A 14,007-nucleotide genomic window follows, 5' to 3' on the forward strand; every position below is an offset into this window, starting at 1 on the left:
CTCGGACGGTTGCCCGAACTGTTCCCAACCGGCAGTTCGTCACGTATCACCGATAGCGACGTTCATTGTGAATAGGCACACGTCGGCGCCGGAGGCGATATCTCGTCTACGGGCGTCGGATGCTTGTTGGCGTCTCAGCATCCAGGATCTGTCACCATCGGCCTATCTTTCGCTTACAACGGGGGGCGCGTCCCCCTTCGCGCCTCGGGATGAGGCGTCGGACCAAGGCACCTCGAACGAATCGCGTGCCGCCATCACCCGAGGGCCCTTGCGGGTGATGGGGCCGTGGCCGCGACCGACCGGGTAGCCGATCGGCACCAGCGCAACGGTCGCCCACGAATCCGGAATATCCAAGAGGGCCTTCACCTCGGGTTCGCGAAGGCAGTGCAGCGTGGTCAGCGTGCAGCCGAGCCCCTCCGCAACACAGGCCAGCATGGCGTTTTGCACCGCCGGGTAGACCGACCCACCGCCGACCATGCTGATGCGATCGAGGTTGGCGTCGGTGATGGCCATCGCCGCCGGGTTGGCGCAGAACACGAGAACCGCCGGCGCCTCGTCCAGGTGGTTGGCAAGATGGTCGCCCGCCCTCACCACGCGGCGCCGCGGGGCCGCGTGGTCGTCGGGCAGTCCGTCGAGACTGGCGAGAACCTGCGCAGCGTAGCGCTGCCATTCCGGGCGATAGATCGCCTGGAGCCCGGCCTTTACATCGGGGTCAGTGGCGACGATCACCTTCCAGGGCTGCGTGTTGCCGCCGGTCGGTGCCCAACAGGCGGCCTGAAGCACCCGATCGACAACGTCGTCGGGGATCGGGTCGGTTCGCAGCCTGCGAACCGCTCGCAGGGTGCTCATCGCGTCATAGAGCTGCATGGATGTGCCTACTTTCAGGGTTGGGGCCGTGGCTCACGCGGTAGGCCGAGAAGCCGTTCGCCGATGATGTTCCGCTGGATCTCAGAGGTGCCGCCGCCGATGGTGAGCGCTCGGCTGAACAGGTAGGCCCAATGCCAGGGATCGGTCGCCTCGGCCTCCTCGGATTGGATGCCGAGCATTCCGGCGGGCCCGGCGAGGTCGCAGATGAGATCGAGAATCGCCTGGGCGTTGGCATCGGCCTTCGCCTTGCGGATCGACGCGAACGGCGACGGATCTTCACCCTGGAGCATCGCGTCGACGATCTTCTGGCTCAGCAGGTTGGTGACGAACCCGTCGCTGTACACCCTGGCCGCCCGCTGGCGGTTCGCCGGGGTTCCGGCGGCCGGCCTCCGCCGGATCTCGTCCATGCACTCCCCGAAGGTCGGCCCCATGCCCCAGAGCACGCCGCCCTCGCTCAGCGCAACCCGCTCGTTGCCCAGCGTGACCGTCGCCAGGCGCCATCCGTCGCCCTCGGCGCCGATGCGGTTCTCGACGGGGATCCGCACCTCGTTGAGGAACGTCTCGTTGAAGTGGTTGCCGCCGGTCATCTCGATGATCTTGCGCACCTCGACACCGGGGGTGGCCATGTCGACCACGAAGTAGGAGATGCCCTGGTGCTTCGCCACGGTTGGGTCGGTGCGGGCCAGAAGGATGCCCCACTGGGACCGATTGGCCCACGTCGACCAGATCTTCTGTCCGTTGACGACGTACTGGTCGCCGTCGCGCTCGGCTGTGGTGCGAAGCGATGCCAGGTCGGAGCCGGCGTCCGGCTCGCTGAACAGCTGGGTCCACATCTCGGTGCCGTCCAGGATGCCCGGAAGCCAGCGCCGGTGTTGGGCCTCGGTGCCTCCGGCCAGGATCGTCGGGCCGGCCCAGCCCATGCCGATCGTGCTGTCCGGGACCGCCACGTCGGTCACCGCCAACTCCTCGGTGATGACCAGCTGCAGGTGCGGGTCGGCACCGAGCCCCCACGGCCGCGGCCAGTCCGGAGCGATCAGCCCGGCGTCGGCCAGCTGGCGGGCAGCGGGGGAGGGGTGATCGGCAAGCCAGGCGCGAAGCAGACCTCGCTGTTCGACGGGGTCAAGCTCGTTCGTCAGCTTCGTCAGCTCGTTCACAGAAGTCCCGTGTCCGTCTCGATGCCCAGCCGGATCCGACCATGGGTTTCGAACGTTCGTGGTGCGACCATCGCATGCTGGGTGGCGACGAACGCGTCACGGAACGTTCGCTGCAGCGGACACGACGTGTAGACCGACGCGCCGCCGCCTGCCTTGTACATCAGCTCGGCCACCTCGGCCGCCGTCTGCGTGGCATGGGTGGCGCTCAACCGAAGCCGGCGCTTCTGCTCCACCGTTGGCGCGCTGCCCGACTCGGCCGTCACCCAGGAGTCGGTGATGGACGCCTCGACGAACGCCCATGCCGAGGCCAGCTTGGCCTCGGCGATCGCAACATCGGCCTGAACCTGGGGACGTCTGCCGAGCGTCTTCGAGCTTCCCTGGGGCCTCTTCGTTCCGGCGAGCTCGACGAGCTCGTCGACGGCCCGCCGGGCGATGCCCATCGCGCAGGAGGCCACGCCGCAGGCGAGCAGCCCAAAGAACGAGAACCGCGACATGCTGTTGTGCCGCACCGTCGCGTCGTCGCCCAACTGCACCCAGCGGCCCTCCGGAACGAACACGTCGGTCACCTGGTAGTCGCCCGAGCCGGTTCCGGACAACCCTGACACGTCCCAGTTGTCGATGAACTCGACGTCGTCGGGTTGGAAGAAGACGAAGGGGGCCATCAGGCCGTCGGATCTCGCCTGGGGTGTCCCGTCCTCGCCGACCAGCAGGCAGCCCCCGGCGATCCAAGTGCAGTGACGGGTGCCCGAACCCCACTGCCAGCGGCCGCTGACGCGCAGGCCTCCGTCGACGGGCGTGGCACGACCGGACGGCATGGCGAACCCGCCGGCGACGGCGCCGTCGTCACCGAAAATCTGGTTCGCAAACCGGTCCGGCAGCATCGAAGCCGTCAGCGATGTCGTCGAGCCGATCATCGAACACCAACCGGAGGCACCGTCGTGGTAGGCCAGCTCCTCGATCACCTCCAGGCTTTGCCACGCCGTGACGCCGGGACCATCCATGTCCTCCGGGACATACATCCTGAACGCTCCCGTCGTCTTGATCAGCTCGACGACATCGAGCGGAAGGCCACGCGCCTCTTCGATCTCGATCGACCGGCTCGCAAGCGCCGGACCGATCTGCCTCACGGCGTCCAGTACCAGGTTGGTTCCCATGGGTTGTTTCTAGGGGATTCCGGGTGCGTATGCGTCGAATGAGCGGGCGTAGGCTTCCCCGACTTGAGCTGGATACGCCTGAAGAACATCTCCAAGTCCTACGACCGGACCACGATCTTCCGCGAGATCCACTTCAAACTGGGCCCGGACGACAAGGTCGGGCTCGTCGGCCGAAACGGCGCCGGCAAGACGACCCTGATCAAGCTGATCCTCGGCGAGGAGGCGCCGGACGAGGGCACGGTCGACATCTCGGACGGCGTCGCCATTGGCTACTTCTCGCAGTTCTCCGAACTCGACAGCGACACCACAATCCAGGCCGAACTCGTCGCTCTCTTCGGAGAGGTGCACGCACTCGAGGCGCAGATGGACGAGGTGAACCAAGGTTTCACGGCGGGTCCAGACGACGTAGAAATGATGCGGTTGGTCGACCGCCAGGCCGAATTGTTGGAAGCGCAGGAACGCGCCGGTACCTGGACCTACGAGAACGACATCGACACTGTCCTGACCAAGCTCGGGTTCTCCGATGAACATCGGGAGTTGCCGATTGGTCGGCTCTCCGGCGGCTGGAGAAACCGGGCGGCCCTTGCCAAGGTGATCCTGCAGCAACCCCAGGTCCTGCTCATGGACGAACCCACGAACTACCTCGACATCGCGGGGCTGCGCTGGTTGGAAAGCTGGTTCCAGAAGTTTGACGGGGCGCTGATCGTCATCTCCCACGACCGCCAGTTTCTGGAGGCGGTCTGCAACCGGATCGTCGAGGTCGAAAACCATCGGCTGTACGAATACGACGGGGGTTTCAACGACTACGTGCAGATGAAGCAACGACGGATCAAGAGCCTCGAGCGGGAGTTTGCGCACGAAGCCGAACTGCTCGCCTACGAGCAGGAGGCGATCTCAAACCGCAAAGAGCTGGCAAAGAACCCGAGCCCGGCGCTGCGGCGCCGCCTGGCGAAGATCAAGAAAAGCGGATCGCCCCGACCCGTCGACCAGATCGTGACAGACATCTACTCCGGCCTCCACGTGAAGGACAGGCTGTGCGAGGTGACCGGCCTGGGAATGGCATTCGACGGGCACAGCCTGTTTGAGAATCTCAGCTTCGATATCCACCGCGGCGACAGGATCGCCATCCTCGGCCCCAACGGCTGCGGCAAGACCACCCTGCTGGACGCCCTCGCCGGAGGTGAGCCCACCAGTGGGGAGGTCAAGTGGACCAGCGGCACCAGCCACGTGTCGTTCAACCGGATGGTCGATGCGCTCGACCTTGACGACACCGTGGGCCACGCCGTCTCCGCCATGCCCGACAGCCTGGCCTTTCATGCCACCAGGAAGTCGGTCGGTCGGTTTCTCAGCCTGTTCCAATTTTCCGAGATGGACCGTGCCACCAAAATCAGGGATCTCTCCGGCGGCCAGGCAGCACGTGTGGCTCTCGCTCAATGCCTGCTCTCGGGAGCGGCCGCCATCATCCTGGACGAGCCCACCAATCACCTCGACCTGCAAAGCACCCAGGTGATGGAGCGTGCGTTGGCCCACTTCCCCGGCGCCGTGCTGGTCGTGAGCCACGACCGCTTCTTCATCGACAAGGTCGCCAACCGGGTCGTCCGCTTTGATGGCGAGGGCGGTGCCGGGGAGCTACAAGCGGGAGTGTGACCCGGTCACGGATGACCGCCAGGTGTGCCCAACGGTATGGGTCTTACTACCGACTTGACGCTGAGGCTGACTCCCGGCGCTCAGAGGGTGATGACGAGAACGCCGATCAGCGCCGCTACCAGAATCACGCCGATGATCACAGCCGTGACACCCGAACCGAAATCCTGCCGCTTGCGCGTCTCGTGCTCCCAACGCTCGTTGGCCGGTGACCCGACCTTGGGCAGGTGTTTGGGCTTTTTGTGACCGTTACGCGGCTTGCTGGTGCTGCTTCCCATTGCGGCACCTTATCTTGACCCGCCCACTCGCTCAGGAGCCTCTTCAGAGCTGCAGCGAGCGAGGTGGCACCTCAACCGACCAGAACATCCGTAGCCTGCCGACCTGATGCTTCTGCTGATTCTGACGCTCTGTTCGGCAGGAGCATTCTTCTATTACGGGTACGAAGCCCTGGTGGCAGACCGCGTCCGCCGGGAGTTCGAGCGCTACGGCGTGCCGCAATACCGAGTGCTTGTTGGCTCGCTACAGGTGATGGGAGCCTTGGGTGCGTTGGTCGGCCTGGTCAACGACACAATCGGAGCCCTGGCAACCGGCGGACTGATGTTGATGATGCTGATCGGCGTGGCCGTCCGCCTGCGCATTCACGACGCGCCTCGGGAGATGGCGCAGGCGGCATTCTTCGCTGCACTCAACGGGGTACTTCTGTACCTCCACCTGACCTAACAGCGACCGTGACCCGAGGTGCCGGGGCCCCGGCTCTTAGGCCTCGCTGTCGTCCCCGTTGAGGGCCGCAGCCAGGACGGCGCCGGTGAGCACCGAGATGGCGGGGATCGAGCGCTTCAGTGGATCCTTGACCTTGAGGTGCATGCCGATGGCGCCAAGCATCAGCGTGGCCAGCCCAACGGAGGCCGGCCGTGCGAACTTCGGCTTGACGAGCCCGACCAGCATCATGGTTGCGAGGCTGACCTTGGTGGCCCCGACGGCGTACATGACCGGCTCCGCAAGCCCGTACTCCTCGAACTCCTCGCGCATGTTGGTTGCGTTACCGCCCCGGTAGCCGGTGTCCTTGTTGAACCGGTTGAACCAGACGTTGAGAATCCAGATTGCCGATCCGGCCTGACCGATCTTACCGATGATCTTCATAGGTTTCCTTCTGTTGAGGTTCCAGTGGGTCTGCAGGGCACAGCCGCTCCCGGATGTGCCGGGAGTCAGCGTACGACTTCAGCTTTGCAATCCCCACCAAAGAGACCTACAGGTCGCCCGCGTCAAGCGCCGCCAGCACCTCGACCGCACGCTCGCGGACCGCCGGAAGGTTGTTGAGACGTCGCATGCCGGCGACTTGCCGGGCCATGCGGTGGTTGCCGGCGAAGACCTCTTCATGACGGGCGAGAAAGTCCCAGTACAAGGTGGTGAACGGGCACGCATCGTCGCCGACCCGCTTCTTCGGGTCGTACCGGCAGCCCTTGCAGGAGTCGCTCATCTTGTTGATGTACGCCCCGCCGGAGGCGTACGGCTTGGTCGCCATCCGTCCTCCGTCGGCGTGGAGCGCCATGCCGACGACGTTGGGAATCATCACCCACTCGGCGCCGTCGACGAAGCTTGCCCACATCCAGTTGGTCATGGCCTGAGGTTCGACACCGGCGGTCAGCGCCAGGTTGCCCAGCACCATCAGCCGCTCGATGTGGTGCGCGTAGCCGTGACGTTCGACGTGGCCGACCGCGCTGGCGACGCAGGCCATTCCGGTCGACGACGCACCGGTGAACGCAGGCGGGACGGTCCGGTCGGCATCGAGGCCGTTGTTGTCTCGAAACGCCGGCATCCACAGCCAGAACAACCCCCACACATACTCCCGCCAGCCGATGACCTGACGGAGGAACCCCTCGACAGAGTTGAGCGGCGCCGTGCCCGCCCGATGGGCGGCGACGACAGCGTCAACGATCTCCGCCGGGTGGAGTATTCCGAGGTTCATCGATGACGAGAGCGCAGAATGGGCCATCTTCCACTCGCCGGCGAGCATGGCGTCCTCGTGGGCACCGAACCGTTCCAGTCCGGTGGCGACGAACTCATCGAGCCGGATGAGGGCCTGGTGGCGGTTGACCGGCCACGTCCCGTCGGGTGGCGAACCCCAGAGATCGTCGTTCAGGTCGGCGATGACGGTCCGGTCGATGTCGTCGAGTTCGAAGCGGGTGAGTTGCGGCCATGTCCGGCCGTCCCTGGGCGGCGGTTCGCGGTTGTCGTGATCGAAGTTCCAGCGACCGCCGACCGGCTCGCCGTCCGGTTCGATCAGCACGTCGAGGCGGTAGCGCTGCCATCGGTAGAAGTCCTCCATCTTGAAGTTGCTTCTGTCACCAACCCAGGCGGCAAAGTCGTCGTAGTGGCAGAGGAACTGGCCATTGGGGACGAGTTCGACATCGGCACCGCTCAGCATGGCTCGGCCGTCCCAGCTCATCGGCTCCATGGCGATGACCGTGCTCACATCGTGCTCGGCGCGGTGGGCGTGCAGCCCGGCTGCGAGGGTTGGGGCCCGACGGTGGTCCACCTCGAAGCCCTCGGCCCGCAGCTCTGCTGCGAAGTGGGCCATGGCCGACAGCACCAGGTGCAGCCGCTGGCGATGCCAACGCTTCGAGCTGATCTTGGCTTCGCTCGTCACCAGCAGCACGCGACAGTCGCCCGGCTTGCGGTCGGCCAGCGCACCGACGCGACGATTGAGCTGGTCGCCGAGTACCCAGACGGTGTCGAGCTGCGTCATGGCGCGATCTGAGCAGGCGAGGGGAGCGGTTGGCGAAACAGCCCGGCCGGCACCGGGCGCCGCAGCGCACCAGGCGAGGTGCCAGGAGGGCGACGCGCCAAGCGACCACCCCAGCGCAACCGTCGCGCGTCGGTTGCGACACGATCGGGATGGTTGGCGATCCGGGCGGCGAGTTCCGCGGCGGTGTGGGAAGGGGGTCGGCGCCGAGCACCCGCCACGACACTGAATCCGGACCCAAAATGCCGGGATCCCCGGGGTGGTCGAGCGTGTTTTTCAGGGGAGTGGGGCCGTGTGCGAACAGCCCCGTCAGCGCCGCCACAACGGGGTCCCGCACGCTGCGGAGGCTGAGGCTCAACGCTTCTCAACGATCTTTGCCAGACGACGCATACCGGACGCAAAGCCGAGGGCGCTCGCCTTGTTGACGATCGGGGCCAGAAGCTTGGGTAGGTAGGGGACGGTGACCCGCTCGAACCACTCGACGCTGGAGCCGTCCCCGTCGGGCGCTACGACAAAGCCGGCTCGACCCTGGAGGACCGGTCCAAGCTTCTCCACCTCGCAGGAACCCCGTGAAGTCGCTTCGTCCCAGTCGATGGCCGAGATCTTCATCCGGTCGACCAGGGTGAGCTTCCAGTAGCCCGTGTACCCGGTGAAAGTGGCGCCCTCGACCTGGTAGTCCTCGGAGTCGACCTCCATGCGTGTGGCGGGAATCCAGTTGGCGTGGTTCGGCCAATCGATCATCTCATCCCAGACCGCTCGGGGGGGTGTAGCGAACCGGTGGGTGACGGTGAAGTCGATCAAGGCCATGCAGCAAGGTACTCACACCCCGATAACGTCCGTCGCCAAGGGAGGACCAATGCCCGGGAGTTCAGAGAAGCTTGAGGACCCCATGGCGGGTCGTTCGGTGCTCGTGGCCGGGGCAACCGGTGGTCGGGGTTATCCCCATGCGTGCGACGCTGCGATCCAGGCGGCGATCGAGCACGCCGGAAAACTCGATGTTGTGGTGAACGCCGGCGCCGTTGGTTGCCCATCTCGAACTGGTCCACGCACGGCATCGGGCAGACAACGTGCTGGGCCTCGTGCTGTTTGCGCTCGCCGAACAGGCGCGCGTAGGGGTCGGGCCGGAACGTCCGTTGCCGAACTGGCCGACGCACCGTTGGCCGCGCTTCTGGCCTGATCCCACGCGCCGGGGGACCCGCTGCCCCTCGGCGTACTAGACCGCCAGGAACGACCCTCTGGGCGTGGCCACACTCTCGGCGCGGGAGCGCACCACCGCAAGAAAGCGGTCGATCGCCCGCAGGGTGTGTAGGGTGCGCACCGAGGTGGCCGCCAGCCGAACCACCGGTGACGACCACGAAGTCTGGATCGCCGCCGTGCTTGCCAATGTGCTCCTTCACCCAGGCGATGGCCCGCTTCACGTCGACGATCTGGGCCGGCCAGGTGTCCCGGGGGCGAGCCGGTAGTTCAACGCAACACACACACCCACCCCCGCTCGGCCATGTGCCCCATCAGGGGAGCACCCTGTTGCTCCTTGCTTCCCGACATCCACGTTCCGCCGTGCACCTGGATGAGCACGGGCGCGCGGCCCGCCCATGGCAGGTCGGACCGCCGCCAGATATCGAGGTTCCGTCGACCGAACGGCCCGTGGGGAACGTCGCAGGTGGTGGCGTAACGCCGACGCAGCGGCGGCAGCGGGTTGGTGACCAGCCCAACTCTTCCCGCTCGTGAACGGTGGGCCCCCGCAGCGACGAAACCGCGGTAGCAGGCTGGGTGACGATGTGAAACCTCGACCGGTGCGCGATCCTGTTGATCACGCCGTTTCCGCTCACAGGGATCCACCTTGCCCGACCACACAACCCGCCGTTGAAGCAGACGCAGCGACCGGAGCCGCGTCGCGTCGCACTCGGGCAGCGTGCCTTGGCGCTCTGGGCGCGCCTGGCGATCGGCGGGTTCTATCGCAACGTTCGCGTGGCCGGGGACCCGGAAACGCTGCGGGATCGACCGGCCGTGATCGCGATCAACCATTCGAACGCGCTCGGCGACATTGCCGTGATGATCGACGTGTTGCCCCAGTTTCCGCGCTTCCTGGCGGCCTCAACCTGGTGGCGCCACGCACCAGTGCGGCTGCTGTTCAGGCTGGGTCGTGTCCTTCCCGTCGACCGCCGAGGCGACAGGCAAACCGGCGACGGGAACGGCCACACGTTCGCCGACTGTCACGACGCACTTGCGGCTGGAGACCACATCGCGATCTTCCCCGAGGGCAAGCTCAACTCCGGATCGGCGCTGTTGCCATTCCGCACCGGCGCAGCGCGAATCGCGCTGAGCGCCGCAGCCAACGTTGGTATCCCTGGGGTGGCCATCGTCCCGGTCGCCATCGCCTACGAGGACCGAGGGCGACTGGGGTCGGACGTCGTGGTCCGGTTCGGTGAGCCGATCGCCATGGACGGCTGGGTGGCTCAGGCCGGCGCCAACCCGGTCGACACCGCCCACGAGGTGACCCAACTTCTTCGCGAGCGGCTCGCTGCTGCCTACCAACTGGGGATCGCCGGGATCGAGGCGACAGATGCCGGGACGGTTGATCGCAACCACCGGATGGCGCAACTTGCAGTGCTCGCCCCGGCTGCAGCCGTCGGAGTGGTGGTCAACGCCACGGCGATCGCGCCGATCATGCTCGGTGCCCGACTCGTGGGTGACGAAGGCTGGCAGGCGACGGCGAAGGGCGTCGGCGCGACCGTGCTGGTTCCGGTCACCTGGATGGTGGGCGGCCGCCTCCTCGCCAAGCGTTACGGAGCGGCCCGTGCAGCGGTGCTGATTGCCGCTGGAGTCGGAAGCGGATGGGTGTCCATCGCCTGGCTGGGTCTGCTACGGGAACTGGATGAGCAACCCGCGGTTGGATGACCGGGTCGACAAGCGGTTCGGGAACCATGGTGGAGAGGGGGGTTCTTACATGAACGACAACGACTGGCTCGTGCTCGCCGCCCACCGGGGCGAAGACCGACCGGGCCAGGACCAGTTCGTCCTGTCGGCGTGGCCGGCGGCCAACTGCCTCCGAGAACTCCGGGGCGACAACCACTGGGTGCTGTGCGCCGCCAAGCACCTCGATGACGTCGAGGTCGGACTGCTCCACTCGGTCATGATCGACCTCGACACGCTCGTCGCCCGCATCGACGCCACCGCCGGCCCCCGATGGATGCCGGCCGTTCGTAGTGCCGGCGGGTAGCCGCAGCCAAATGGCTACTGGATGGTGATGTCGTCCACCATTCCAAGGTGGTAGTGCGGATTCTCTCCCTGGAGGGGACCCTGGGCCTTTGCCACGTCCTCGGGGGTGGTGCCCTTCGGGAACGTGCACAAGATGATGTAGCGGCCTGGCTCGGAGAGCGTGCCGTCGCCCACGACGGGACCTGGGGTGTCGGTGGTGCCCGGCATCGCGATGGTCACCAGGGCCGGCTCTCCCGCAAGGACGGTCTCCATGTCCGCGTCCGAGAGCGCACCGATCTCCTCGGCAGAGCGGGTTTCGCTCTCTGGCACGTGGACGGCAACGAGTTCGTGTGGCTCGCCGCTCTTGTCAGTGGTGAGGGAAATCTTTGAGCCTGCGGGCGCCGTTTCGGGTAGGCCCGTGAACTTGTAGTCGGATCCGGTGACCTTGATCGTCTGAGGCTTGGTGCTCGCGGCTGTCGTCGAGGTGGTAGCCGCCGGTTTGGCGGTGGTGGCGGTGGCCGTCACGCCATCGTCCGATGAACCGCACGCGGCGGGCACCACCGCGAGCGACACCGCCAAACCCACCGCAGCCACACGTGTCTTGCGGTTTCCGCCCATTGGACTCAACCCCTCCTGCCAATTGGCATGCACCTACTGTTTTGTGATAATAGACCGCATGTCAAGGCTTCTGCGGCGCTCGGCACGGCATCGAAGTTGTCGAGTGCCTTGAGGCCTTGACATACAACGAGGAGCTGCTGGATTTGGGGAACTCGAAGGTCGCGCCTACCGCCGGGACGCTACGGAGGCCGAGAGGTAGCGGTGGGGTCGGCCTCGGACTCGCCCCGATTCAGGAAAGCGACCGCGACTGCGCCGTCTTCGAGCGGTCGGGCCCACACCTCCATGTCGTCCTCATTTCGCACAAGCCGGGCTTGCCTGCCAAGGGGGTCCTGGTCGATGGCGATCACCTCGTCGTTGGTGACGATGGTGCCCAGCATCAGCGGAGCGGCCAGCATCGCCCACATGGTGAAGTGGGCTCGGTTCTCGTCGAGGGTGAGGGGCCCGATGCCCAGCTGGAGCATGTCCGGGTCGTTCCAGTCGCCCGGCCGGGCGTATGGATGCAGATCGACCTGTTGGTCAACGACCATGGCTATGGACCACCATGCCGGTTCGATGTCTCCGGTGGTACACCACATGTGGGCGATGCCTGGAGCCCACTTCCACGGTTCGGTCTCGCCATCCTCGGAGATGCTGTAGAGCATCGGGCGGTCGAGCGCATCGAGTTCGTCGCGCATCATCTGGAACGCGGTGGGCCGGTCCAGGCCATCGGTCTCGTCGGCCCGACACCAGTCGTACTTCAGGTAGTCGACGCCCCATTCGTCGAGCTGTGCGACGTCGCTGCGTTCGTGGCCGTAGCTGCCCAGCTCGACGCCGGGATAGTCGTCCCAGAACATCGCGCAGGTCTCGCCGCCGGGCGCGAGATACAACCCAAAGTCCAGCCCAAGGTCGTGCACGTAGTCCGCCAGGGCCTTGATGCCGGACGGAAAGCGAGTGGGATATCCGGCGTCGTGCATGCCCCGCTCGGCCATTGCGTCGGCCGCGTTCTTCACGACGTCCTCGGTCAGGTCATTGCAGCGCACCTGATTCCAGCTGTTCCAGCCCACTCGAGCGCCGTTCCTGGCGTGAGCGACAGCACCATCCGGCTGGTGCTCACCGTGCTCAGGAGGAGCGACGAGGTCGCCAACCTCGGCGACGGCCGCGGCCCCGAATGGCGCCGGACGCAGCGGCCTTCTCCACGGTCGGACTGAGGACGAGCCGCGCCGCCGACCTCAGATCGAGGCCGCTATCCGGGAGAACCATCTCCGGACTCGTGAGCGAGCGGGCGGCGTCGACGTCGATGCTGATAGGTGGCTTCGCCAAGATAGGTCAGGGCGATGAGGCCGCCCAGCAGGATCAGATCGGCGGGCCGGTCGGCGGCGATGTGCGCGATCAGGGCGACGAGCGCGCCCAGGCACATGATGGCGCCGCACACCGAGATGTACCTGTGGCTTTCGGTTCGGTCGGCAAGACGGACGTTGGCCACGTTCACAGCGGCGAAGATGATCAGGAACCCGGCCGAGGCCAGCGAGGAGATCGCTGCGAGGGGAACGAAGTTGGCGATCGCGAGCGAGGCGGCAGCGGTCAGGAACAGGCCCACAAGCGGCTTACCTGCGATCTTGCGTTCGAGCCGGGTGGGAAGCTCGCCGTCGAGGGCGATGTCGACGCTGAGTCGGGAGGTTCCATACAGGGTGGCGTTGATCGCAGATGCGGTCGATAGCAGTGCGGCAACGACGATCAGGTTGAACCCGATGCCGCCCCAGACTTGTTGCGCCGCTTCCGCCAGCGCGAAGTCGGCGGCGCTCACGATCTCGCTTGGGCTGAGCAGCCCGACGGTGACGACCGCAACCAACATGTACAGCACGATCGTGAACAGGACCGATGTGTAGAGGGCCCTGGGGATCTCGCGTTTTGGGTTTCTGATGTCTCCGGCGGCGTTGGCGATGAGTTCGAAGCCTTCGTAGGCGACAAAGATCAGCATTCCGCCGGCGATCAGCGAGCCGGCGCTCTCCCACTCCGCCGGAGCGGACGCGCCGAGGTCGGCCTGGGTGAGTGCAAAGGCGACGAAGAGGACGAGGATTGCGATCTTGGCAGCGACGATGTAATCCTCGGCCGCTGCGATCAGCTTGGCGCTGAAGACGTTGAGCGCCGTGATGACCAGGATCACCGCGGAGATGAGTACGTGCAGGCTCAGGGTCTCGGCCGAGTCGGGCAGCAGGGTGGAGCCGTAGGAGCCGAACGCATAGGCGTACAGGGCCGTCGTGATCACATACGACAGCCACAACAACACGTTGAGCGTTCCGGGGATGCTGCCCGAGCCGAACGCCGCGTCGAGGAAGGTCACCGTTCCCCCATCGGATGGCATCGCAATCGACAGCCGGGCATAGGAGTACGTCGTCACCAGTGCGACCAAGCCGGCGACCAGGAACGCCAGGAAGGTGCCACCGCCTCCGACGCCGACGGCAAGCCCCAGCACGGCGAAGATCCCGCCGCCGACCATCCCGCCGACGCCGATCGAAACTGCGGCGAGGTACCCGATGGTGCCATCTGAGTTGGCGGTTCCTCGCCGTGCGGTCATGTCGACCCTTTCTACTGCGGATGATTCCCGACGCCGTGCGGTTGGGCCAAGATGGTCGGAAGAACCGGAGGGCTT

Annotated in this window: 16 protein-coding genes; 5 read left to right on the forward strand and 11 right to left on the reverse strand. The window is 66.0% G+C overall.

All coding sequences use genetic code 11. From position 1 onward, the window contains the following. Window positions 1-162: 162 nt before the first annotated feature. The 3 genes from MPARV_RS0117135 to MPARV_RS0117145 are packed head-to-tail and all read right to left on the reverse strand — an operon-like array spanning window position 163 to window position 3,175. Entirely contained in the window at window positions 163-867 is a 705-nt protein-coding gene (locus MPARV_RS0117135) for a nitroreductase family protein (RefSeq protein ID WP_020379135.1), read from the reverse strand. 14 nt (window positions 868-881) lie between these two features. Next, window positions 882-2,021 (reverse strand): acyl-CoA dehydrogenase family protein, encoded by a 1,140-nt coding sequence (locus MPARV_RS0117140; protein ID WP_020379136.1) that lies wholly within the window; start codon window positions 2,019-2,021, stop codon window positions 882-884. Continuing rightward, window positions 2,018-3,175, reverse strand: a complete 1,158-nt coding sequence (locus MPARV_RS0117145) for an acyl-CoA dehydrogenase family protein (protein WP_020379137.1) — start codon at window positions 3,173-3,175, stop codon at window positions 2,018-2,020. Before MPARV_RS0117145 ends, MPARV_RS0117140 begins: the two co-directional genes overlap by 4 nt. A gap of 63 nt (window positions 3,176-3,238) precedes the next feature. On the opposite strand from MPARV_RS0117145, the gene MPARV_RS0117150 reads away from it, so the two are divergent. After that, a complete protein-coding gene (locus MPARV_RS0117150; protein WP_020379138.1) occupies window positions 3,239-4,822 on the forward strand; it encodes an ABC-F family ATP-binding cassette domain-containing protein in 1,584 nt (527 codons plus the stop codon). An 80-nt stretch (window positions 4,823-4,902) separates the two neighbouring features. On the opposite strand, the gene MPARV_RS0117155 is transcribed toward MPARV_RS0117150, so the two are convergent. Next, window positions 4,903-5,097, reverse strand: a complete 195-nt coding sequence (locus MPARV_RS0117155) for a hypothetical protein (protein ID WP_020379139.1) — start codon at window positions 5,095-5,097, stop codon at window positions 4,903-4,905. 106 nt (window positions 5,098-5,203) lie between these two features. Between MPARV_RS0117155 and MPARV_RS0117160 the strand changes: the two genes are divergently transcribed. Beyond that, a complete protein-coding gene (locus MPARV_RS0117160) occupies window positions 5,204-5,539 on the forward strand; it encodes a DoxX family protein (protein ID WP_020379140.1) in 336 nt (111 codons plus the stop codon). 36 nt (window positions 5,540-5,575) lie between these two features. On the opposite strand, the gene MPARV_RS0117165 is transcribed toward MPARV_RS0117160, so the two are convergent. From MPARV_RS0117165 to MPARV_RS26180, 4 genes are all read right to left on the reverse strand, one after another. Beyond that, entirely contained in the window at window positions 5,576-5,959 is a 384-nt protein-coding gene (locus MPARV_RS0117165; protein WP_020379141.1) for a DoxX family protein, read from the reverse strand. 106 nt (window positions 5,960-6,065) lie between these two features. Then, entirely contained in the window at window positions 6,066-7,565 is a 1,500-nt protein-coding gene (locus tag MPARV_RS0117170) for a cryptochrome/photolyase family protein (RefSeq protein ID WP_020379142.1), read from the reverse strand. 351 nt (window positions 7,566-7,916) lie between these two features. Next, the gene (locus MPARV_RS23040) at window positions 7,917-8,369 is read right to left on the reverse strand and encodes an SRPBCC family protein (protein WP_012228498.1); all 453 of its coding nucleotides are present in this window, start codon (window positions 8,367-8,369) and stop codon (window positions 7,917-7,919) included. Further along, window positions 8,360-9,040, reverse strand: a complete 681-nt coding sequence (locus MPARV_RS26180) for an alpha/beta hydrolase fold domain-containing protein (protein ID WP_202948857.1) — start codon at window positions 9,038-9,040, stop codon at window positions 8,360-8,362. The genes MPARV_RS23040 and MPARV_RS26180 overlap by 10 nt, the downstream gene beginning before the upstream one ends. A 385-nt stretch (window positions 9,041-9,425) precedes the next feature. Between MPARV_RS26180 and MPARV_RS0117195 the strand changes: the two genes are divergently transcribed. Together MPARV_RS0117195 and MPARV_RS0117200 are read left to right on the forward strand one after the other, a co-directional pair. Continuing rightward, window positions 9,426-10,460, forward strand: coding sequence for a 1-acyl-sn-glycerol-3-phosphate acyltransferase (locus tag MPARV_RS0117195; protein WP_202948858.1), 1,035 nt, complete (start codon window positions 9,426-9,428; stop codon window positions 10,458-10,460). A 49-nt stretch (window positions 10,461-10,509) separates the two neighbouring features. Continuing rightward, window positions 10,510-10,782, forward strand: coding sequence for a helix-turn-helix domain-containing protein (locus MPARV_RS0117200; protein ID WP_155852234.1), 273 nt, complete (start codon window positions 10,510-10,512; stop codon window positions 10,780-10,782). Between the two features lie 14 nt (window positions 10,783-10,796). On the opposite strand, the gene MPARV_RS0117205 is transcribed toward MPARV_RS0117200, so the two are convergent. Continuing rightward, window positions 10,797-11,378 (reverse strand): cupredoxin domain-containing protein, encoded by a 582-nt coding sequence (locus MPARV_RS0117205; protein ID WP_012228505.1) that lies wholly within the window; start codon window positions 11,376-11,378, stop codon window positions 10,797-10,799. 179 nt (window positions 11,379-11,557) lie between these two features. Continuing rightward, window positions 11,558-12,421 carry a glycoside hydrolase family 27 protein gene (locus tag MPARV_RS0117210; protein WP_020379147.1) on the reverse strand — a complete coding sequence of 288 codons (864 nt, stop codon included), beginning with the start codon at window positions 12,419-12,421 and terminating at the stop codon, window positions 11,558-11,560. An 18-nt stretch (window positions 12,422-12,439) separates the two neighbouring features. On the opposite strand from MPARV_RS0117210, the gene MPARV_RS25860 reads away from it, so the two are divergent. Further along, window positions 12,440-12,565 carry a hypothetical protein gene (locus tag MPARV_RS25860; RefSeq protein ID WP_274517218.1) on the forward strand — a complete coding sequence of 42 codons (126 nt, stop codon included), beginning with the start codon at window positions 12,440-12,442 and terminating at the stop codon, window positions 12,563-12,565. 35 nt (window positions 12,566-12,600) lie between these two features. Here the strand turns inward: MPARV_RS25860 and MPARV_RS0117215 are convergent, their stop codons facing one another. Next, on the reverse strand, window positions 12,601-13,932 hold the full coding sequence (locus tag MPARV_RS0117215; protein ID WP_020379148.1) for an APC family permease: 1,332 nt from the start codon (window positions 13,930-13,932) through the stop codon (window positions 12,601-12,603). Between the last annotated feature and the right edge of the window lie 75 nt (window positions 13,933-14,007).

The sequence above is a fragment of the Candidatus Microthrix parvicella Bio17-1 genome (genome assembly GCF_000299415.1).
Lineage (GTDB): Bacteria > Actinomycetota > Acidimicrobiia > Acidimicrobiales > Microtrichaceae > Microthrix > Microthrix parvicella.